A 19985-nucleotide genomic window follows, 5' to 3' on the forward strand; every position below is an offset into this window, starting at 1 on the left:
GGGGCGCCCTATCACGTCATTTATGCCGTACGTTTGCGCAGTTCGATCTCTTCCACGATGCGCACATACATCTTCTCGTTGAGGTTGTAGAAGCAGCCCATCGCCACAATGGTGATGACCGCCAGCAGGCTCGGATAGATAAAAATCAGCTGCCGCAGCCCCTCAACCGTTCCGGCGGACTGCACCACGTTGGGCACATAGCCGATCTGCGTGAGCATGATCCCCGGGAAGAAACCCGCCAGCGCCTGCGAGACCTTACGGAAGAAGGTAAAGCCGGTATAGACCGTCCCCTCGGAGCGCACGCCGGTGCGCCACTCGCCGTATTCCACGGTATCGGACACCAGCGCCCAGTTCAGGCTGTTCACGAACGCGGAGCCGAAGAACGCCAGGCAGGAGAACGCCACAAAGCTCACCGAGCCGCCGCCGAAGAAGTAGTTAAGCAGATCGCCCGCCACCCAAATCATCAGCCCGCTGATGTAGACCTTTTTCTTGCCGAAGCGCCGCACCGCGCCGGGCATCATAAAGACGCCGATAAAAATACAGCCCATGCTGAAGAAGCCCATGTACGACAGCAGGATCGGGTCGTTCAGCACGTACTGCGTGTAGTAAACCTGGATGGCGAGCTTGACGTTAAACGCGCCCAGCGTGCACAGGTTGGCGATGCACAGGATAAACAGCGGACGGTTACCGGCGATGGCGCGAAACGACTGCAGCAGGCCCGGTTTTTGCGCCGGATTAGCAGGCTGCGTCTCGACGTAACGCTCGGTCACGCCCTTGTAGCACCACCACATAAAAAACAGTCCGAACAGCGAGAACAGCGTGGCGGCAAAGATATAGCCAAGCTGGTCGTTGCCCTCGATAAGGTTCATTACCGGGACAAAGCCCACTGTACAGAGCAGCAGGCCCAGCGTGGCGCCGCCCTGACGCCAGGCGGCCAGCGAGGCGCGCTCGTCCGGGTTTTTGGTAATGGCGGGCACCATCGCGCCGTAAGAGCAGTTCATCATGCTGAAGAACAGGCCGTACAGCATGAACAGCACCGTTGCCATCACCGTTTTGCCGGTTATCTCAAACGGCGTGCCGACGAAGTTGGCAATCGCCAGCAAGGTCACCGGGAAGGCGGCATACAGCACGAACGGGCGGAATTTCCCTTTCGGGCCGATCCTGCGCCGGGAGTCGAGCATGATCCCGGTACCCATATCGGTGAAGGCGGTAAAGAATTTGGCAATCAGGAAGATGATCCCGCCGTAGGTGCCCGGCAGGCCCAGCACGTCGGTGTAAAATTTCAGCAGATACAGCGTGCCGATATCCAGCAGGATGTTAGAGCCGAGATCGCCCATCCCGTAGGCGAGTTTTTCTTTAAACGGCAGGCGCAGGGTTGCCGGATCGGAAGTATGTTGACTCATTATTGTTCTCCGTCTGCCCGCAGGCTTTCCTGCGGGCGAGCCTTATCAGATATGACGTAAGGTGCTAAACAGATCTGCCCATTCGCTTTGCTGGCGATAGAAGACCGGCGGCTTGCCGAGCGGGGCATCAACGGTCACGTCACCGCCCCGGCAGATTTCCCCGGTCCACGCATTCACCCAGCTGTCCTGCGGCAGATAGAGCGTCCAGTCGCGGCGTCCCTCTTCATGAACCGGCGCCACCAGCAGGTCGCGGCCAAACAGATACTGGTATTTCAGCGTGTAGGCGCGCGCGTCGTCCTCGTAGTGCAGGAACAGCGGACGCATCACCGGCAGGCCGCTTTTCGCATTCTGCGCGACGGCGGCTTTGATATACGGCTTCAGGGTGGTGAATACGGTGGTCATGCGCGCGAAGTGCGCGATGGTTTCAGCGTCGCCGTCGAACTGCCAGTTATCGCCGGGGCGGTTGCCCTCGTGGGTACGCATCATCGGCGTAAAGGCGCTGAAGTCGCACCAGCGCAGCAGCAGCTCTTTGCTGCGCTTCATCTCGAACAGGGTGGTATAGCCGCCGATGTCGCTGTGGTGCAGCCCGTGCCCGGTCATCGCCAGCGACAGCGCAGCAGGTACGACGGACGCCAGACCGTCGTCCAGGCTCCAGTCGACGTTCTGATCTCCCGCCCACATCATTACCGAGTGCTTCTGGCTGCCGGTGTAGCCCGCGCGCATGAAGAACAAAATCTCCCCAAGCTTGCCGGTCTCTTCCAGCGCCTCGTAGTTACATTTCGCCCACAGTGCGGGCCAGGCGTTGTGCATGATCTCCGCGCTGACGCCGTTGTGCAGGAAGGTATCGGTCGGCAGATATTCCCCGAAATCGGCCATCCAGCCGCCGCAGCCCAGTTCAATCAGGTTCTTTTTGATGACCTCTTTGTACCAGCCGTAGGCTTCCGGGTTGGTCAGGTCGATAACGCCCGCGTAGAACTCGCCGAACTCGACGTGGTAGTCCTTGCCGTCGGCATTTTTAGTCAGATAGCCGCGTTTGGCCGCCTCTTCGCAAAGGTCTCTGTCGCTGGCGACGTACGGGTTGATATAGGAAAGGAACTGCACGCCTTCCTGCTTCCACTGCGCAATACGCTCGTCGAGCTGCGGATACAGCTCGCTGTTCCACTTCCAGTTCCACATCACGCGTTTACCGAAGGAGGTCATGCGAATGCCCGACCAGTCCTGCGCCCAGATGCCGTTCACCTTTACGCCGCCCTCGCGCATGGCGTCTAGCTTCTGCTGACACACCCCGGTGCCGCCCTGAATACCCAGCGTTACGCCGTCGTAAACCCAGTCCGGCAGCTCTGGCTGTCGCCCCAGCAGGCCGGTAAGTTTTTCCAGCAGATCGACGTAGGTTTCCGCACATTCGAAGCGCAGCGTGGCGTTATCCTCCCAGAACGCCAGCTCGTGAAAGTCCGGCGCGCTGAAGTCGAAGTTCATGTAGCAGCTGTTGTCCACGTGGCAGTAGTACTTCCGGGTGCTCACGAAGGTAGGCTGCGGGAAGAAGGTCCAGTAGTAATCGCCGCCCGCGTTCTCTTTGCAGTCGGCCTGCCAGGTCACGTAGGTCTGCTTATTGCGGCCTACGCCCTGCTCGCTGGTCCACAGGGGGAACGGCTTGCCGCGCAGATCGAAGTACGAGAACTGCTCGCCGCAGCCGTAGATATGCTCCTCCGGCTGCGCCGCCAGCCGCAGCCAGATGCGGTTATGGCAGGTGGCATCATTTTTAAGCTTCAGCTCCAGACGGCCTTCTGCATCCACACCCACCAGCAGCGTGGCGCTCACCGCGTCGCCGCGGGTAAAGCGGATCGCCCAGCCCGCGCTTTGCCGCGTAACGGTCGCGTCCGTCAGGGCAATCCTTTCGTTGAGCTTGTCTTTAATGCTGAAGTTGCCGCGAAACATCTCGATATCGGCCTCGCCCGCGCCGATCCACAGGCAAGGCTCGTCCGTGGAGTGGGACAAAATCAGTCGGTTCTCCCAGCTGAGGGTGAAACCATTTTCATTATTTTTCAGGTCAATATTGTGTAGGGTACGCATAAAAACTCCGTCTTTATTATTTGGCCTGGCTATCCAGTAATCCGGCGGCTACGGCAGGCGCTAAGCCCGGCGCCAGCGGAAGGCGGGGGATCACCAGGCAGTGCAGCAGATGATAAATATCCTGCTTGCCGTCCCAGACTTTGGTGGTCACTTCGTTATTGGTGTCCAGCTCCTGCCACCAGGATCCGTTCTCGTAATCCATCAGGTATTTGATGCAGTAATCCCACCATTTCTGATACCAGGCTTCGTACTGCGCCTCGCCGGTCACGGTGTAGAGGGCGTAGGCCGTACCCATCGCTTCGACGATCGGCCAGCGCACGCGTTCGCGCACGATAGGCTTGCCGTCCCAGCCTACGGAGTAGACGAACCCATCGGCCCCGTCGGGCGCCCAGGCGTCGCGGATGGTGGCGTGGAACAGCCCTTTCGCATCTTCCAGCAGCCACGCCGGCGGGGTTTCAAAGCGGGCCTCCAGCGCGGCGCGCAGGTGCAGCATCAGGCGGCCCCACTCGATCCAGTGTCCCGGCGTGCCGCCGTAGGCGCGGAAGCGGTGGGCGGGGTTATCGATGTTGTAGTCGCGAATCGGGTTCCAGTCGGTGTCGAAGTGCTCGTTAACGCGATACTCACCTTTGCGCGCCACGTCGTGAATAATCACCGAGGCGATGCGCAGGGCGCGGTCGAGCCATTTACGATCGTGGGTTACGTCATACACGATGAGGAAGGCTTCCACGGCGTGCATGTTGGCGTTACCGCCGCGGTAATCTTCCGTTTTGCTAAAGGCTTCATCCCAGGACTCGAGGCACATCTGCTCCCGTTCGCTCCAGAAGTAGCGCTCAATCACCTCGATAGCGTCGTCCAGCAGCCTGCGCGCCTGCGGATGGCCGGTGGTAACGGCGCTTGCCGCACCGAGCAGCACGAAGAAGTGCTGATAGCCCTGCTTGGAGGCATCCACCACGCCTTCATCGTTAACGCAGGCGTACCAGCCACCGTGCTGTTTGTCGCGCAGCGGGCCGTTGAGGGCATTGATGCCGTGCTCAACCAGGACGTACGCGCCGGGACGTCCCATGTTCGCCGCCACCGCGTAAACGTGCAGCATACGGGCGGTGATCCACAGATGCGTGCCCATATCGCTGCGAACCTGTCCGTTATTGCCCAGCCAGCCAAAGCCGGTCGGTACGGCGGCGTTTTTGCCGAAATCAAGAATGCGGTCGGTCTCTTGTTCGAGCCAGCGGTTGTGGCTCAGGGTGTTAAACCATTTCATGTTCGGGTCCTTTCTTAACGGCGAGCCATCATTTCGTCGACGATCTCACCCAAACGCTGCAGTTTTGGTACGGAAATATCGCGGAGCATCAGCCCGGTGTCCGGCAGGCCAATCACCGATGACCAGACGGCGCGTCCGGCTAAAAAGCCCGATGCCCCCGCCTGCATCGCCACGCTCACGGCGCGCGGGAATAGCTTATCGTCCACGCCGGAGGAGAGGATCACCCACGGCATGGCGATGTTCTCGTTCAGCCTCTGCGAGGCCGCCAGCAGCTCCTGCTGCGTGCCTTTGCCAAACAGCGGCATCTCCACTTTGTAGAGGTCGGCACCGCTGTTGCCCAGCTCTTTGGCCGCGTCGATAATCGCCTGTTCGCGGTTAAACGCGGCACCGCGGCGCGGCGGACGCACAACCGGCTCGATAATGCTCAGCAGCCCGCTGTCGTGGCACAGCGTGTTGAACGCCTTCACCATCTCAAGCCGCTGCTGCGGATCTTCATCGCTGCGCCACAGCACCAGCAGCTTCAGCGCCTTGCCGCCGTCGCGTTTCACGGCCTGAGCGTCGATGCTCTTGTCTATCACCACGCTGTCGACGGGAATACCGTTCCCCGGAATAAACTCGTCGGCCGCCACAATCATCGCGCAGCTTTTTGCCACGGCCTGCTGCTCCACAATCTGGCGATAGCAGAACTGCCGATCGACGAGGATCGCAGAGGCGTACGGGGACAGAATTTTCGCGGCATTGACCTTAAAATCCGTCAGGTGCTGATCGGTTACCGGCACCGGCGCGCCTGCCGCAGCAAACATCAGGCGCATCGCTTCGCGCTGATCCACGGCCAGCATCGCAAAACCGCCGGAAGGTCGGGTGATATCTTTCAGGGTGTACATCGTCATTCCTCAGTCCTTTCGTATCAGTGTGTTTTTTTCAGCCCGGCAGATGCGCGAACCTGTTCAAGAATGGCCGTCCAGTCTTCGCGCCCGCGCCCGGCGGCGCGGGCCTGGCTGTAAACTTCGCGGGAGGCCGCGCCCAGCGGCATCGGCACGTGGAGCTGGTTGGCCACGTCCAGGGCGATCCCCAGATCTTTATGTGCAAGGTCGATCATGAAGGCGGGGGAAAGATCCCCTTTCAGCACCTTATTCGGCCATGAGGTGGTGAAGTGGCCTTTGCCCGCCGGCGTGCCGCTCATCACCTTCAGCGCCACCTCAAAGGAGAGGCCGAGGGCTTCACACAGCACGGCCGCCTCGGCGGAGAGGGCGTTGAGGGCGATACTCATGTAGTTATTGATGAGCTTCACGCGGATGCCCATGCCCGGGCCACCGGCGTTAATCAGCTCGTTGCCCATCGCCATCAATACGGGAGTGGCGCGCTCAACCTGCTGCGCCGTGCCGCCTGCCAGCAGGAGCAGCGTGCCGGCGATGGCATGGTCAGACGTGCGTCCGACGGGCACGTCCATCAGGCTGAAGCCGCGGTCAGCCATGTCGCGGATCAGCGCGTCGGTTTGCAGGGGATGAATGGTCGACATATCAATCACCAGCGCGTCGCGGGATAACCCTTCGCACACGCCGTGCTCGCCGAACAGTACGCTGCGCACCAGGTCGCCGTTGGGCAGCATGGTGATGACGAACTCGGCATCCGTTACGGCCTGTGCGGGCGTTGCCGCCGCCTTCGCGCCGCTCTCCACCAGGACCTGAACCGCCTGCGGGTTCACATCAAAGACCTGAAGCCGGTGACCTTGCTTCAACAGATTCTTCGCCATTGGCGCGCCCATCTGCCCTAAACCGATAAATGCGATTGCTGACATGCCTCTCTCCTGTCATATCGTGTCAATTTCTGCGCGTTTGTGTTGTCTGTTTTTGATCGTATTTGTAATTTATAGTCAAAAAATTGACAGGGGTCACTTTTTAAACATTTGCTGAAATTAAAATGAAGGCATCAGAAATCGCAGAAGGAATCACCATGACTCGCATTGCTTGTGTCGGCATTACCGTGCTGGATCGCATCTGGTATCTCGATGATTTACCAAAAGAAGGTGGGAAATATGTCGCAAAAGACTATACGGAAGTGGGCGGTGGCCCGGCGGCAACGGCTGCGGTGGCAGCGGCGAAGCTGGGCGCGGAAGTGGATTTTATTGGCCGGGTGGGCGACGACGATACCGGCCGACGGCTGCTTGCGGAGCTGGGCTCCCTGGGGGTGAATACCCGCTACACGCGCGTGTTTAAGGGGGCCCGTTCGTCACAGTCGGCGGTGCTGGTGGACGCGAGCGGGGAGCGCGTCATTGCAAACTACCCCAGCCCGGATCTCCCTGCTGCGGCAGACTGGCTGCATGAAATCGACTTCTCTCAGTGGGATATTGTGTTAGCGGACGTGCGCTGGCATGACGGGGCAAAACAGGCGTTTACCCTTGCCCGCCAGCGGGGCGTGCCGACCCTGCTTGATGCGGATGTTACCCCGCAGGACATCGCAGAGCTGGTTGCCCTGAGCGACCACGCGGCCTTCTCCGCGCCGGGACTGCGGCGCTTAACGCAGCGGGATGAGGCTGAAGAGGCGCTGAAAAAAGCACAAACGCTCACAAATGGTCACGTATACGTCACCCAGGGGCGAGACGGCTGCTTCTGGCTGGAGAACGGCGCGTTATGCCATCAGCCGGGCTTTGAGGTGAACGTCATCGATACCACCGGCGCGGGCGACGTTTTCCACGGCGCGCTGGCGTTCAGCCTGGCCCAGCACTCCACCGCCGCAGACGCCGTGCGTTTTGCCAGCGCTGTCGCCGCGCTGAAATGTACCAGGCCCGGCGGGCGCGCGGGTATACCCGACTGTGATCAAACCCGCTCTTTTTTGTCACTTTTTGTATAAAATGCGGGGCGTGATGGTTTTCAGAGGACAGCCCATGAGCCTTACCGAACTGACCGGCAACCCGCGCCACGATCGTCTGCTGACGCTGATTGCCGAACGCGGCTATATGAACATTGATGAACTGGCCCAGCTGCTGGATGTGTCGACGCAAACGGTGCGCCGGGATATCCGCAAGCTCAGCGAGCAGGGGCTGATCACGCGGCATCATGGCGGCGCGGGCAGGGCATCCAGCGTGGTAAACACGGCATTTGAGCAGCGCGAAGTCTCGCTTACCGAAGAGAAACGGGCGATTGCCGAAGCGATTGCGGACTATATTCCCGATGGCTCAACCATTTTTATCACTATCGGGACGACCGTGGAGCACGTTGCCCGGGCGCTGCTTAACCATAATCATCTGCGCATCATCACCAACAGCCTGCGGGTGGCGCACATTCTTTATAAGAATCCGCGTTTTGAGGTGATGGTGCCCGGCGGTACGCTGCGCCCGCACAACGGCGGCATTATCGGCCCGGCGGCGACGGCCTTCGTGTCCGGCTTCCGGGCGGATTATCTCGTGACCAGCGTGGGGGCGATTGAACACGACGGCGCCATGATGGAGTTTGACGTCAATGAAGCCAGCGTGGTGAAGGCCATGATCGCCCACTCCCGCCATATTTTACTGGCAGCCGATCATACGAAATACCACGCCTCCGCGGCGGTTGAAATCGGCAACGTGGCTCAGGCAACGGCGCTTTTCACCGATGAGCTGCCCGGCACGGCGCTGCACAGCCATCTTAAATCCAGCAAGGTTGAGGTTGTCGAGGTGCATTCAGGAGAAGAGCAGCAGGCTGGCTGATCGTCATATGGCCCGATATTCCGTTTCGGGCCATTCCTCTCTTTAAGCTGAATCTGGCGCATAGCTAAAGTTTCTCTTTCCCGCTACAGTTAGTTTTCCACGGCGAAAGGAGATAAACATGCTTTATATCTTTGACTTAGGAAATGTAATCGTCGATATCGATTTTAACCGGGTGCTGGGCGCATGGAGCGATTTTAGCCGTGTTCCGCTGGCGACGTTAAAGCAGAATTTCGCGATGGGCGAGACTTTCCACCTGCACGAGCGCGGAGAAATCAGCGACGAAGCGTTCGCTGAACGTTTCTGTCAGGAAATGGGGCTCTCGTTGAGCTACGAGCAGTTTTCCCACGGCTGGCAGGCGGTATTTGTCGCGATCCGCCCGGAGGTGATCGACATCATGCACAAGCTTCGCGCGCAGGGGCATCGCGTCGTTGTGCTGTCGAATACTAACCGCCTGCATACCACCTTCTGGCCGGATGAATACCCGGAAATCCACGCGGCGGCAGATAAAGTGTATCTCTCCCAGGAGATGGGGATGCGTAAACCGGAGGCGCGGATCTATCAGGCGGTGTTGCAGGAGGAAGGATTCACGGCGGCGGATGCGGTCTTTTTCGACGACAACGTCGATAATATAGAGGGAGCTAACCAGACAGGTATCACCTCAATTCTGGTGACCGGAAAAGAGACGATACCGAACTACTTTGCGAAGCAGTTATGCTAAAAACCGTTCATCAAAAAGCCAACCACCACACGCGCCCGCTGAGGGCGTGGCTGAAGCTCCTCTGGCACCGCATCGATGAGGACAACATGACCACGCTGGCGGGCAATCTCGCCTACGTGTCGTTGCTCTCGCTGGTGCCGCTGGTGGCGGTGGTTTTTGCGCTTTTTTCCGCGTTTCCGATGTTTGCCGATGTGAGCATGCAGCTTCGCCACTTCGTTTTCGCGAACTTTATTCCTGCCACCGGCGACGTTATCCAGAACTACATAGAACAGTTTGTGGCTAACTCCAGCAAGATGACGGCGGTGGGGGCGTGCGGGCTTATCGTCACCGCGCTGCTGCTGATGTACTCCATCGACAGCGCGCTCAACGCCATCTGGCGGAGTAAAAAAGTCCGGCCGAAGGTGTATTCCTTTGCCGTCTACTGGATGATTTTAACCCTCGGCCCGTTGCTGGCGGGGGCAAGCCTGGCCATCAGCTCCTATCTTCTTTCGCTGCGCTGGGCGAGTGATTTAAACAGCGTGATTGATAACGTGCTGCGCATCTTCCCGCTGATCCTGTCGTGGCTCTCGTTCTGGCTGCTTTACAGCGTAGTGCCGACTATCCGCGTACCCAACCGGGACGCGGTTATCGGCGCGCTGGTGGCGGCGTTGCTCTTTGAGCTGGGCAAGAAAGGATTCGCGCTTTATATCACCATGTTCCCCTCCTATCAGCTGATTTACGGCGTGCTGGCGGTGATCCCCATTTTGTTTGTCTGGGTCTACTGGACGTGGTGTATCGTCTTGCTTGGTGCGGAAATAACTGTCACTCTCGGGGTCTACCGGGAACTCAAAAAAGCAGCAGAAGCTGAAAAACAACAAGAAGCAGACCAACCATGATTGCATTAATTCAGCGCGTAACCCGTGCCAGCGTCACCGTGGCGGATGAGGTGACGGGTGAAATCGGCCCAGGACTTTTGGTGCTCCTGGGTGTCGAAAAGGATGACGACGAGCAAAAAGCCAACCGCCTGTGCGAGCGCGTGCTGGGCTACCGCATTTTCAGCGATGCGGAGGGCAAGATGAACCTGAACGTCCAGCAGGCTGGCGGCAGCGTGCTGGTGGTCTCCCAGTTTACGCTGGCCGCCGATACCGAACGCGGCATGCGCCCGAGTTTCTCAAAAGGCGCGGCCCCGGATCGCGCAGAAGCCCTTTACGAATATTTTGTTGAGCGCTGTCGCCAACAGGAAATGCCTACACAAACCGGACGATTCGCTGCGGATATGCAGGTATCGCTGGTAAACGATGGCCCCGTCACGTTCTGGCTCCAGGTATGAGCCAACTGGCGGCCTGGCCGCGGGTAACAAGAGAGAGTACAGCTATGTATCACCTTCGAGTACCGCAAACGGAAGAAGAATTAGACGCTTATTACCATTTCCGCTGGGAAATGCTGCGCAAGCCATTACATCAACCGAAAGGATCTGAACGCGACGCCTGGGATGCAATGGCGCATCACCAGATGGTGGTTGATGAAGAGGGTAACCTCGTCGCCGTGGGGCGTCTGTATATCAACGCCGACAACGAAGCCTCTATTCGCTTTATGGCCGTTCACCCCTCCGTTCAGGACAAAGGCCTCGGCACGCTGATGGCGATGACGCTGGAATCCGTCGCCCGTCAGGAAGGGGTGAAGCGCGTGACCTGTAGCGCCCGCGAAGATGCCGTCGAGTTCTTTGCTAAGCTCGGTTTTGTGAATCAGGGGGAAATCGCCGCCCCGCAAACCACGCCGATCCGTCACTTCTTAATGATCAAACCCATCGCCACGCTCGATGACATTCTCCATCGCGCCGACTGGTGCGGGCAGCTCCAGCAGGCCTGGTATCAACATATCCCGCTCAGTGAAAAAATGGGCGTGCGCATTCAGCAATATACCGGGCAAAAGTTCATCACCACCATGCCGGAAACCGGCAACCAGAATCCGCACCATACCCTGTTTGCCGGCAGCCTGTTTTCGCTGGCCACGCTCACCGGCTGGGGGCTGATCTGGCTCATGCTGCGCGAGCGTCATCTGGGCGGCACTATTATTCTCGCCGATGCCCATATCCGCTACAGCGCGCCGATCAGCGGCAAGCCGAGCGCGGTGGCTGACCTGGGCGCGCTGGGTGGCGATCTCGACCGTCTGGCGCGCGGACGTAAAGCACGCGTGCAGATGCAGGTCGAGCTGTTCGGGGATGAAACCCTGGGCGCGGTGTTTGAAGGCACCTATATCGTGCTTCCCGCTAAGCCGTATGGCGCGTATGAAGAGGGCGGGAACGAGGAGGAGTAATCTCCTCTTTGCTAGCGTCTGGCTTGATTAAATCGCCAGGCGATATCCCGTAAAACATCTCGCGCTGACTGGCTAACCCCGCCAAGCTGAATGAAGCCATGAATAACACCCAGCCATCGCTGAGCGGTACACTTAACTCCCTGCTTCGTGAGGCGCTGAAAAAGCGCCTCACCTTCATCGCATAGCGGATCATACTCAGCGGTAATAATATGAACCTGCGGCAGACCGCTAAAGTCTTCCCGCCACAGGGGGCTGATTTCAGGATGCTGACGATCGGCACCAGCCAGATACATTTCATAGCCGCTCAGAAGGGTATCGCGCGTAATCACATAATCCATGCCGTTGAGGGTATAGCTTTCAAAGCTGGCCGTGGCGTCGAGCATGGGGTAGATAAGAATGAGCTGCGCCGGCTCCCAGAGACCTTTGGCCTTGAGCCGAAGCGCGGTTACCAGCGCAAGATGGCCTCCCGCACTGTCACCACAAAGCGTAATCCGGTTATTATCCACGCCTAATATCTCTGCGTTTTGCCAGACTAGATCCGCCGCTCTCTCTGCATCGTCATGCGCAGCGGGGAACGTATGTTCGGGTGCGAGTCTGTACTGAACCGCAATGACCCGGCAGTTACCGTAAAACGCCAGCTGGCGAAGCTGATTATCATGGGTTTCAAACCCACCGCTAACAAAACAACCGCCATGATAGTAGAGGGCAGAAGGTAACGTTTCAGGAGCATTGAGAGGCGAAAAGATCCTAAAGGTCATCTCCTCAAGAACAAACGTTTCAACCTGAACGCGCGTTTCTGTCTTCCCGGCCAGCGCCGTACTGGCTACATACCCGGCTCTCCGGTCATCAATACTCTGCTTTCGCGATGAAGGCCGCCCTGCTGCAATAAATCCCTGTACAAGCTTATCAATACCCTTTTCCAGAGCCATGGTTATGTCCTTTAGCTGTATGCATACACAGTCTTATAACCTGTATTAATTCGGAAGAAAACAATCAACGTGGGTGAAAATTGAGATCTGGAAAAAGGCTCGCAAAAACTTGCTTCATTCATTGAATTCAATGGATAAGTTACCGAAATCTCAATAACGTATTTCTCACAGGGGTACGTCATTGACGTACATTGGAGATGTGTTACTCTAAGCCAATGGCGTATATTTTATGCTATTCATTGAAACGGATATCTTCACAGAAGACGTCAAAACGTTACTGGATGACGACGAATACCATAAGCTTCAGGTTTTTCTGGCAACGCAACCTGATTATGGCGATCTGATCCAGAATACGGGAGGCCTGCGAAAGATTCGCTGGCTTTCAGGGGGCCGGGGAAAGCGTGGTGGAGTAAGGATTATTTATTTTCACCGTACGTGCGAGTTTGAAATCAGGCTGCTGCTTATCTACCGCAAAGGGATCAAAGATGACCTGTCCGCGGGGGAGAAAGCCATTCTGAAAAAGATGATTGAGAGGTGGTAAATGGATAAGGCGCTATTTGAGCGATTAACCCATAGCATTGCGCAAATGAACGAGATTGCCGGAGGCCAACGTGCGCCGTCGCGCACCTTTCAAATCGATGCGATGAAAATCAAAGAAATTCGCCAGGCGTCCGGGTTGTCGCAGAGTAAATTCGCGAACTTAATCTCGGTCAGCGTTGATACGTTGCGTAACTGGGAGCAAGGCAGACGCTCGCCAACAGGCCCGGCTAAAGCACTGTTGCGCGCCATAGCTAACGACCCTCAACATGTCATCCCTGCGCTATCGCAGTAATTAGCCCGGCTGCACAGAGGCTCACCGGGCTTTGGTGGAGATTACTCCCCTTCACCCGGGAACAGGAACGGGTTGATAGAGCTACGGGCAAAGCCCTCCTGCTCCATTTTGGCGTCCAGAATCAACGAGGCGAGATCGTCGGCCACCGCTTCGACTTTCGGGTCTTTTTCCTGATACAGAATCTTCAGGTAGGTCCCGCAGTCGCCGCAGCTTTCGGCCTTCACCGCCGCGTCTTCATTTTCCAGCGACCAGTAGTTCAGATCGCGAGTCTGCTCGCAGTTGCTGCACTTCACGCGCACCACGTGCCACTCGGTTTCACACAGGTTGCAGTGCAGATAGCGCAGCCCCTGAGTGGTGCCGATCTGTACCATGCTGGAAACAGGCATTGAGCCACACACCGGACAGAACTGGCGCGCTTCGCCGTATTCGGCGCGGGCTTTACCCGGGATCAGGCTCGCCATCTGCGCCCAGTAGAGCGACAGCGCGGCCCAGATGAACGGCGCTTTATCGCTGCTCACCAGCGAGAAGTCGGACGCGAACAGCGCGCTCGCCATCTCTTCCAGCTCCTGATCGGAGGCTTTTTCCAGGTTCTCAATGACCGCCAGCGCCGTGCCGCTCATCTCGGGCTTCAGCTCGGCAATCAGCGAATGCAGCAGCTTATGCCAGTGCTTGTCGCGCGGGAGGACGTGAATGTCCAGCGGCGGCTTGCCCTGCTCGTTGGCTTCTTTGATGCGTGCGGTGAGGTCCATTTGCAGCGGGTGGTCGTACAGCACCACTTCCTGCGCATGGGCTACCAGCGCGGCAAAACGCAGAAAATCGCCCAGCGGGTTGTTCTCTGCCAGCTCGCGCAGGCGCTCTGCGCGGCGGTTGTAGAGGTTCTTGAGTCTGGGGAATAACAACGGCGGAATATACTCCGCCGTACGTTTCTCGCTCGACCCCAGCTCATCTTGCGGGATTATGCGAATACTCATTCAGATGACTTTTCCTGTTTCTGGCGGACCTCACGGTACCAGCGCGGGTGATGTTTCTTCGCCCACGTTTTGGTTACCCATCCTTCCACCATCGCGGTAATGGTGCCTTTCACCCAAAGGGCGGCGTAAATATGCACCATGATAACCACAATTAACGCTACTGCGGCAAATGAATGCAGCATCAGCGCAAATCGGATCACCGGGATTGAGAAAGCAGGCGCAAAATACGGACGCCAGATGATCACGCCGCTCACCAGCAACAGGACCAGGAAGATAATCGCCGCCCAGAATACGCATTTCTGGCCGAAGTTATAACGCCCGGTATCACCTACTTCCTCGTTGACGACGATCTTACGAATATTCTTCGCCCAAAAGATATCATCCCGATTGATTAGGTTATGGTGCCAGTAGCGGAAAAACATGATGATAAACGAGGCAAACATCACCACACCTACGAACGGGTGAAGGATGCGCGCCAGCTGCGGCGTACCCAATATCTGCATCAGCCAGTTGAAGGACGGGAAGAAGAACCCCAGTCCGCTTATCGCCGCCAGCATGAAGCAGAAGGCGGTAACCCAGTGGTTGATACGTTCCGGCGCGGTGTAGCGCACGATGGTGTCACGTTTTCTCATTTGCGCACCTCGTCTTTCTCTTCATGCAGGTTGTCGTCTTCCTCTTCCGCGCGGTTCGGACCGACGCCGACGTAGTGGAAGATGCTCGCTGCGAAGGTGGCAGCAAAACCGACCGCTGCCAGCGGTTTCCAGATGCCTTTCCAGAACTTCACGGTGGCGCTGATTTCCGGGTTCTCCGGCAGGCCGTGATACAGATTCGGCTTGTCGGCGTGGTGCAGCACGTACATCACGTGCGTGCCGCCAACCCCGGCCGGATCGTACAGGCCCGCATTATCGTAACCACGGGTTTTCAGCTCGCCCACGCGCTCGGCCGCCAGCGTCTTCATATCCTCTTTGGAGCCAAAGTGGATAGCGCCCGTCGGGCAGGTCTTCACGCACGCTGGCTCCTGGCCGACGTTTACGCGGTCAACGCACAGCGTACATTTGTAGACGCGGTTGTCTTCCGGGTTCATGCGCGGCACGTCGAACGGACAGCCCGCGATGCAGTAGCCGCAGCCAATGCACTGCTCGGACTGGAAGTCGACGATACCGTTGGCATACTGAATGATAGCCCCTTCTGACGGACACGCCTTCAGGCAGCCCGGATCCGCACAGTGCATACAGCCGTCTTTGCGGATAAGCCATTCCAGTTTGTCGTTCTGCTCCACTTCCGAGAAGCGCATTACCGTCCAGGACTTGGCGGTCAGGTCCGCCGGGTTGTCGTACACCCCGACGTTGTGACCCACTTCGTCACGGATGTCGTTCCACTCCGAACAGGCCACCTGACAGGCTTTACAGCCGATACAGGTGGTTACGTCGATAAGCTTCGCCACTTCCTGCTGATGGTCCCGCGCCTGAGGCGCGGGCGTGAAACCGTTAGTCGCGGAACGACGGATAATATCCTGAGATTGATAAGCCATAAGTCGTCTCCGTTACACCTTTTCCACGTTCACGAGGAAGGCCTTAAACTCCGGCGTCTGCGTGTTCGCATCGCCGACGAACGGCGTCAGGGTATTCGCAATGAACCCTTTCTTCGCCACGCCCTCATAGCCCCAGTGGATCGGAATACCGATGGTATCCACCTGCTGACCGTGAACGTTCAGCGTGCGAATACGCTTGGTCACCACCGCCTTGGCCTTAATGTAGCCACGGTTGGAGGAGACCTTCACGGTATCGCCATGGGCAATGCCGAGCTTGTTCGCCAGCTTCTCGCCGATCTCCACAAACTGTTCCGGCTGCGCGATGGCGTTAAGCAGCGCGTGCTTGGTCCAGTAGTGGAAGTGCTCGGTCAGACGGTAGGTAGTACCCACGTACGGGAACTTGTCCTTTTTACCCAGCGCTTCAAAGTCGCCCTTGAAGATACGGGCTGCCGGGTTAGAGACCACGTTCGGGTGCAGCGGGTTAGTGCCCAGCGGCGTTTCAAACGGCTCGTAGTGTTCCGGGAACGGCCCTTCCGCCATCTTGTCGATAGCAAAAAGACGGCCCATCCCTTCAGGCTGCATGATAAACGGCCCGACATCGCTGCCCGGTGCGGCAGTGCTGTAGTCCGGAATATCCACGCCGCCCCATTTCGCGCCGTCCCACTTCAGCAGCTGACGCTTCGGATCCCACGGGTTGCCCTGCGGGTCAGCGGAGGCGCGGTTATAGAGGATGCGGCGGTTCAGCGGCCATGCCCATGCCCAGCCGAGCGTATTGCCCAGACCCGACGGGTCGGCGTTGTCGCGGTTGGCCATCTGGTTGCCTTTCGGCGTCCAGCTACCGGCAAAAATCCAGCAGCCGCTTGAGGTGGTACCGTCATCGCGCAGGTGCGCGAAGGTGCTAAGCTGATCGCCTTTCTTCGCCAGAACCGCACCGGTAGCCGGGTCGATAACGTCCGCCAGCGCCTTACCGTTACTCTCCATCGCCACTTCTTCCGGCGCTGGGTTTTCTGGCGTCGAGTAGTTCCAGGTCATGTTCAGAACCGGTTCAGGGTTCGCGCCGCCTTCAGCCGCGTACATCTTACGCAGGCGTAAGAAGATACCGGCCAGGATCTCGCCGTCGTTCATGGCGATGCCCGGGGCGTCCGCGCCTTTCCAGTGCCACTGCAGCCAGCGGCCGGAGTTGACGATAGAACCGTTCTCTTCCGCGAAGCAGGTCGATGGCAGACGGAACACTTCGGTCTGAATTTTCGACGGATCGACGTCGTTCGATTCACCGTGGTTCTGCCAGAAGGTCGAGGTTTCGGTATTGAGCGGGTCAATGGTCACCAGGAACTTCAGCTTCGACAGAGACTCGACAACCTTGTTCTTGTTCGGGAACGACGCCACAGGGTTGAAGCCCTGGCAGATGTAGCCGTTGACCTGGCCCTGGTGCATCATCTCGAAGTACTGGAGTACGTCGTAACCTTTGTCCCACTTCGGCAGCCAGTCAAAGCCCCAGCTGTTTTCCGCCGTCGCCTTGTCGCCGTAGAAGGCTTTCATTAGCGAGACGAAGAACTTCGGATAGTTGCCCCAGTAGTTCACCTGGCCCTCGAGCAGCGGTTTTGGCGTGCTGGCCGTCAGGTAGGTTTGCAGGTCGGTCTGTTTCTCGCTTGGCAGGTTCATGTATCCCGTCAGGCTTTGTGACAGCAGGCCGAGGTCGGTCAGACCCTGAATGTTGGAGTGGCCGCGCAGGGCGTTCACGCCGCCGCCTGCCATCCCCATGTTGCCGAGCAGCAGCTGAACCATCGCCATGGTGCGGATGTTCTGCGCGCCGATGGAGTGCTGCGTCCAGCCGAGCGCGTACAGGAACGACGCGGTTTTATCCTTCGCACTGGTTTCCGCAATCAGCTCGCAGACCTTCAGGAAATCCGCCTTCGGCGTTCCGCAGATGTTTTCCACAACGTCCGGCGTATAGCGGGAAACGTGCTCTTTCAGCAGGTTCCACACGCAGCGCGGGTGTAGCAGGGTGGTGTCGCGCTTCGCAAAGCCGTTTTCGTCCAGCTCGTAGTTCCAGCTGGTTTTGTCGTATCTGCGTTTTTCGGCGTCATAACCGCTGAACAGGCCATCTTCGAAGTGGTAATCCTCGCGCACGATCAGGCTGGCGTTGGTATAGGCTTCGGTGTATTCGCGGTTATATTTTTCGTTGGTCATCAGGTACAGCAATACGCCTGACAGGAAAGTGATGTCAGTACCTGAACGAATAGGGGTGTAGAAATCCGCCACTGACGCCGTACGCGTAAAGCGGGGATCGATCACAATCAGTTTCGCACCGTTGTGGATTTTGGCTTCCATCGCCCAGCGGAACCCGACAGGGTGCGCTTCAGCGGCGTTACCGCCCATCACCACGATAAGGTTGGCGTTCTTGATGTCGACCCAGTGGTTGGTCATCGCACCGCGACCAAATGTTGGAGCAAGACTTGCTACCGTTGGTCCGTGTCAGACACGCGCCTGGTTGTCGACCGCGAGCATGCCGAGTGCGCGCGTGAATTTCTGGGTTAAATAGCCGGTTTCGTTACTGGACGCTGAAGCACACAGCATCCCGGTGGAGAGCCAGCGGTTAACCGTGACGCCGTCGGCGTTTTTCTCAATAAAGTTGGCATCGCGGTCTTCTTTAATGTGTTTTGCGATGCGGTCAAACGCCTCTTCCCAGCTAATTTGCTGCCACTTGTCGGAGCCAGGCGCGCGGTATTCCGGGAATTTGAGGCGGCTTTCGGAGTGGATAAAGTCCACCAGACCGGCCCCTTTCGGGCACAGCGCGCCGCGGTTGACCGGGTGATCCGGGTCGCCTTCGATATGGAAGATAGATGCTTTGGCGTTTTTCGCACCGTCGCCGAGGCTATACATCAACAGCCCACAGCCGACGGAGCAGTACGTACAGGTGTTACGGGTTTCGCGGGTACGCAGCAGTTTGTACTGCCGCGTTTCCGCCAGCGCTACGCCGGGCGCAAAGCCCAGTGCCGCCGCCGTGGTGCCTGCCATACCGCCAGCGCAGATCTTAAAGAACTGCCTTCTGCTGACCTGCATGGGTCACTCCTTGTTCGACATTGCTTATATATGTAGTTTTTACTTCGCGGTTGAGAATGGACCGCAAAGGAGAAAAATTTGCGTTAATCCCTCATGTCTCCGAGGGATATGCCCAGAATACCACAATGTCGGTACGCCTGTTCCAACAGCGTTAAAACAAAGTGAACGTATTATCACTTCATTGATTATAAAATGTGATATCAATCACAATATTAACCCTGCATGTTAAAGGGGTGTAGCAGGAGGCAGGTTGCACCGCTCCCAAGTGAGTAGGTAAACTTGTCGAAGATGGCTGCTGAAAAGTTGATCCATACTATGCGTATCGCCTGTGATTTATGCTGCAATAGCAGGCTCACTTCCGTGGTTGTTCAGGAATACCGTTGTGTCTAAACAAAACCGTGCTACCCACGCGTCGCCACTGCCTGCGGGCATCGTGGAACTGTCGGTGCACAGACCGCCCCACATTTCGCATGCCACGCCGGATTTTCTGGCGGAAGAAGTTCCCGTTGCCCTGGTGTACAACGGTATTTCGCACGTGGTGATGATGGCCTCGCCGAAAGATCTTGAGCTGTTCGCCATTGGTTTTTCCCTCTCTGAAGGCATCATTGCGCATCCGCAGGAGATCTACGGCATGGACGTCGTGCAGGCCTGCAACGGTCTTGAAGTGCAAATTGAGCTCTCCAGCCGTCGCTTTATGGGGCTGAAAGCGCGCCGCCGCGCGCTGGCCGGACGAACCGGTTGCGGCGTGTGCGGCGTTGAACAGCTTAACGATATCGGCAAGCCCATTGTCCCGCTGCCGTTTACCCAGACGTTTAATCTGGCGCATCTTGACCGGGCGCTCGGGCACCTGAACGACGTGCAGCCTGTCGGCCAGCTCAGCGGCTGTACGCACGCGGCGGCGTGGGTTTTGCCGTCCGGGGATATTGCAGGCGGACATGAAGATGTGGGCCGTCACGTGGCGCTGGATAAGCTGTTAGGCCGCCGCGCACGGGAAAGCACGCTCTGGCAGCAGGGCGCGGCACTGGTTTCCAGCCGCGCCAGCTATGAGATGGTGCAAAAGTCCGCGATGTGCGGGGTAGAGATCCTGTTTGCGGTGTCGGCGGCAACCACGCTGGCGGTGGAAGTGGCGGAGCGCTGCAACCTGACGCTGGTGGGTTTCTGCAAGCCGGGAAGAGCGACGATTTATACCCATCCACAGCGGTTAATAGTTAATCAGTAATTTTGAATGAT

Annotated in this window: 19 protein-coding genes; 9 read left to right on the top strand and 10 right to left on the bottom strand. The window is 57.9% G+C overall.

Annotated elements, in window-relative coordinates:
* Positions 1 to 20 precede the first annotated feature (20 nt).
* From OWK27_RS18680 to yihU, 5 genes are read right to left on the bottom strand one after another with little or no spacing between them, the layout of a single operon-like run.
* Positions 21 to 1403, bottom strand: coding sequence for an MFS transporter (locus tag OWK27_RS18680; RefSeq protein WP_126787024.1), 1383 nt, complete (start codon positions 1401 to 1403; stop codon positions 21 to 23).
* 45 nt (positions 1404 to 1448) lie between these two features.
* The gene (locus tag OWK27_RS18685; RefSeq protein WP_242174230.1) at positions 1449 to 3473 is read right to left on the bottom strand and encodes an alpha-glucosidase; all 2025 of its coding nucleotides are present in this window, start codon (positions 3471 to 3473) and stop codon (positions 1449 to 1451) included.
* Between the two features lie 16 nt (positions 3474 to 3489).
* Positions 3490 to 4731 carry a sulfoquinovose isomerase gene (gene yihS, locus OWK27_RS18690; protein ID WP_267590957.1) on the bottom strand — a complete coding sequence of 414 codons (1242 nt, stop codon included), beginning with the start codon at positions 4729 to 4731 and terminating at the stop codon, positions 3490 to 3492.
* A 14-nt stretch (positions 4732 to 4745) separates the two neighbouring features.
* Positions 4746 to 5621, bottom strand: coding sequence for a sulfofructosephosphate aldolase (gene yihT, locus OWK27_RS18695; protein ID WP_252005220.1), 876 nt, complete (start codon positions 5619 to 5621; stop codon positions 4746 to 4748).
* A 17-nt stretch (positions 5622 to 5638) separates the two neighbouring features.
* Complete coding sequence (yihU, locus tag OWK27_RS18700) at positions 5639 to 6529, bottom strand: sulfolactaldehyde 3-reductase (protein ID WP_267590958.1); 891 nt, start codon at positions 6527 to 6529, stop codon at positions 5639 to 5641.
* A gap of 155 nt (positions 6530 to 6684) precedes the next feature.
* Here yihU and OWK27_RS18705 point away from each other — a divergent pair, with 155 nt between their 5' ends.
* The 6 genes from OWK27_RS18705 (at position 6685) to fabY (ending at position 11429) form a co-directional block, all read left to right on the top strand.
* Positions 6685 to 7581: a sugar kinase gene (locus OWK27_RS18705; protein WP_267590959.1), complete on the top strand. Its 897-nt coding sequence runs from the start codon at positions 6685 to 6687 to the stop codon at positions 7579 to 7581.
* Between the two features lie 34 nt (positions 7582 to 7615).
* Entirely contained in the window at positions 7616 to 8416 is an 801-nt protein-coding gene (locus OWK27_RS18710) for a DeoR/GlpR family DNA-binding transcription regulator (RefSeq protein ID WP_148422535.1), read from the top strand.
* Between the two features lie 118 nt (positions 8417 to 8534).
* Complete coding sequence (yihX, locus tag OWK27_RS18715; protein WP_148422534.1) at positions 8535 to 9134, top strand: glucose-1-phosphatase; 600 nt, start codon at positions 8535 to 8537, stop codon at positions 9132 to 9134.
* Positions 9128 to 10009, top strand: a complete 882-nt coding sequence (locus OWK27_RS18720; protein WP_176609164.1) for a virulence factor BrkB family protein — start codon at positions 9128 to 9130, stop codon at positions 10007 to 10009. Before yihX ends, OWK27_RS18720 begins: the two co-directional genes overlap by 7 nt.
* Positions 10006 to 10443: a D-aminoacyl-tRNA deacylase gene (dtd, locus tag OWK27_RS18725; protein WP_148422532.1), complete on the top strand. Its 438-nt coding sequence runs from the start codon at positions 10006 to 10008 to the stop codon at positions 10441 to 10443. Before OWK27_RS18720 ends, dtd begins: the two co-directional genes overlap by 4 nt.
* A gap of 44 nt (positions 10444 to 10487) precedes the next feature.
* Entirely contained in the window at positions 10488 to 11429 is a 942-nt protein-coding gene (fabY, locus tag OWK27_RS18730) for a fatty acid biosynthesis protein FabY (protein WP_267590960.1), read from the top strand.
* Between the two features lie 11 nt (positions 11430 to 11440).
* On the opposite strand, the gene OWK27_RS18735 is transcribed toward fabY, so the two are convergent.
* Positions 11441 to 12358: an alpha/beta hydrolase gene (locus OWK27_RS18735; RefSeq protein ID WP_267590961.1), complete on the bottom strand. Its 918-nt coding sequence runs from the start codon at positions 12356 to 12358 to the stop codon at positions 11441 to 11443.
* A 229-nt stretch (positions 12359 to 12587) separates the two neighbouring features.
* Between OWK27_RS18735 and OWK27_RS18740 the strand changes: the two genes are divergently transcribed.
* Together OWK27_RS18740 and nadS are read left to right on the top strand one after the other, a co-directional pair.
* Positions 12588 to 12899, top strand: a complete 312-nt coding sequence (locus tag OWK27_RS18740) for a type II toxin-antitoxin system RelE/ParE family toxin (protein ID WP_267590962.1) — start codon at positions 12588 to 12590, stop codon at positions 12897 to 12899.
* The gene (gene nadS, locus OWK27_RS18745; protein WP_148422528.1) at positions 12900 to 13190 is read left to right on the top strand and encodes a NadS family protein; all 291 of its coding nucleotides are present in this window, start codon (positions 12900 to 12902) and stop codon (positions 13188 to 13190) included. It begins immediately after the preceding gene.
* 41 nt (positions 13191 to 13231) lie between these two features.
* Here nadS and fdhE read toward each other — a convergent pair whose 3' ends face one another.
* From fdhE to fdnG, 4 genes are read right to left on the bottom strand one after another with little or no spacing between them, the layout of a single operon-like run.
* Entirely contained in the window at positions 13232 to 14161 is a 930-nt protein-coding gene (gene fdhE / locus OWK27_RS18750) for a formate dehydrogenase accessory protein FdhE (protein WP_022652077.1), read from the bottom strand.
* A complete protein-coding gene (gene fdoI / locus OWK27_RS18755) occupies positions 14158 to 14793 on the bottom strand; it encodes a formate dehydrogenase cytochrome b556 subunit (protein ID WP_015569914.1) in 636 nt (211 codons plus the stop codon). The genes fdhE and fdoI overlap by 4 nt, the downstream gene beginning before the upstream one ends.
* Positions 14790 to 15692, bottom strand: coding sequence for a formate dehydrogenase subunit beta (fdxH, locus tag OWK27_RS18760; RefSeq protein ID WP_003861960.1), 903 nt, complete (start codon positions 15690 to 15692; stop codon positions 14790 to 14792). Before fdxH ends, fdoI begins: the two co-directional genes overlap by 4 nt.
* A gap of 12 nt (positions 15693 to 15704) precedes the next feature.
* Positions 15705 to 18755, bottom strand: coding sequence for a formate dehydrogenase-N subunit alpha (gene fdnG / locus OWK27_RS18765; protein WP_267590963.1), 3051 nt, complete (start codon positions 18753 to 18755; stop codon positions 15705 to 15707).
* 382 nt (positions 18756 to 19137) lie between these two features.
* Here fdnG and fdhD point away from each other — a divergent pair, with 382 nt between their 5' ends.
* Positions 19138 to 19974 (top strand): formate dehydrogenase accessory sulfurtransferase FdhD, encoded by an 837-nt coding sequence (gene fdhD, locus OWK27_RS18770; RefSeq protein ID WP_148422526.1) that lies wholly within the window; start codon positions 19138 to 19140, stop codon positions 19972 to 19974.
* Positions 19975 to 19985: the final 11 nt, after the last annotated feature.

Source organism: Enterobacter cloacae complex sp. 2022EL-00788 (assembly GCF_026627565.1).
Taxonomy (GTDB): domain Bacteria; phylum Pseudomonadota; class Gammaproteobacteria; order Enterobacterales; family Enterobacteriaceae; genus Enterobacter; species Enterobacter pasteurii.

Coding starts and splice junctions, on each gene's coding strand:
- yihS (WP_267590957.1), bottom strand. CDS start 4,731: ATGAAATGGTTTAACACCCTGAGCCACAACCGCTGGCTCGAACAAGAG.
- OWK27_RS18735 (WP_267590961.1), bottom strand. CDS start 12,358: ATGGCTCTGGAAAAGGGTATTGATAAGCTTGTACAGGGATTTATTGCA.
- fdhE (WP_022652077.1), bottom strand. CDS start 14,161: ATGAGTATTCGCATAATCCCGCAAGATGAGCTGGGGTCGAGCGAGAAA.
- OWK27_RS18710 (WP_148422535.1), top strand. CDS start 7,616: ATGAGCCTTACCGAACTGACCGGCAACCCGCGCCACGATCGTCTGCTG.
- OWK27_RS18740 (WP_267590962.1), top strand. CDS start 12,588: ATGCTATTCATTGAAACGGATATCTTCACAGAAGACGTCAAAACGTTA.
- OWK27_RS18685 (WP_242174230.1), bottom strand. CDS start 3,473: ATGCGTACCCTACACAATATTGACCTGAAAAATAATGAAAATGGTTTC.
- dtd (WP_148422532.1), top strand. CDS start 10,006: ATGATTGCATTAATTCAGCGCGTAACCCGTGCCAGCGTCACCGTGGCG.
- OWK27_RS18705 (WP_267590959.1), top strand. CDS start 6,685: ATGACTCGCATTGCTTGTGTCGGCATTACCGTGCTGGATCGCATCTGG.
- yihT (WP_252005220.1), bottom strand. CDS start 5,621: ATGACGATGTACACCCTGAAAGATATCACCCGACCTTCCGGCGGTTTT.
- OWK27_RS18720 (WP_176609164.1), top strand. CDS start 9,128: ATGCTAAAAACCGTTCATCAAAAAGCCAACCACCACACGCGCCCGCTG.
- yihX (WP_148422534.1), top strand. CDS start 8,535: ATGCTTTATATCTTTGACTTAGGAAATGTAATCGTCGATATCGATTTT.
- fdoI (WP_015569914.1), bottom strand. CDS start 14,793: ATGAGAAAACGTGACACCATCGTGCGCTACACCGCGCCGGAACGTATC.
- nadS (WP_148422528.1), top strand. CDS start 12,900: ATGGATAAGGCGCTATTTGAGCGATTAACCCATAGCATTGCGCAAATG.
- fdxH (WP_003861960.1), bottom strand. CDS start 15,692: ATGGCTTATCAATCTCAGGATATTATCCGTCGTTCCGCGACTAACGGT.
- fabY (WP_267590960.1), top strand. CDS start 10,488: ATGTATCACCTTCGAGTACCGCAAACGGAAGAAGAATTAGACGCTTAT.
- OWK27_RS18680 (WP_126787024.1), bottom strand. CDS start 1,403: ATGAGTCAACATACTTCCGATCCGGCAACCCTGCGCCTGCCGTTTAAA.
- yihU (WP_267590958.1), bottom strand. CDS start 6,529: ATGTCAGCAATCGCATTTATCGGTTTAGGGCAGATGGGCGCGCCAATG.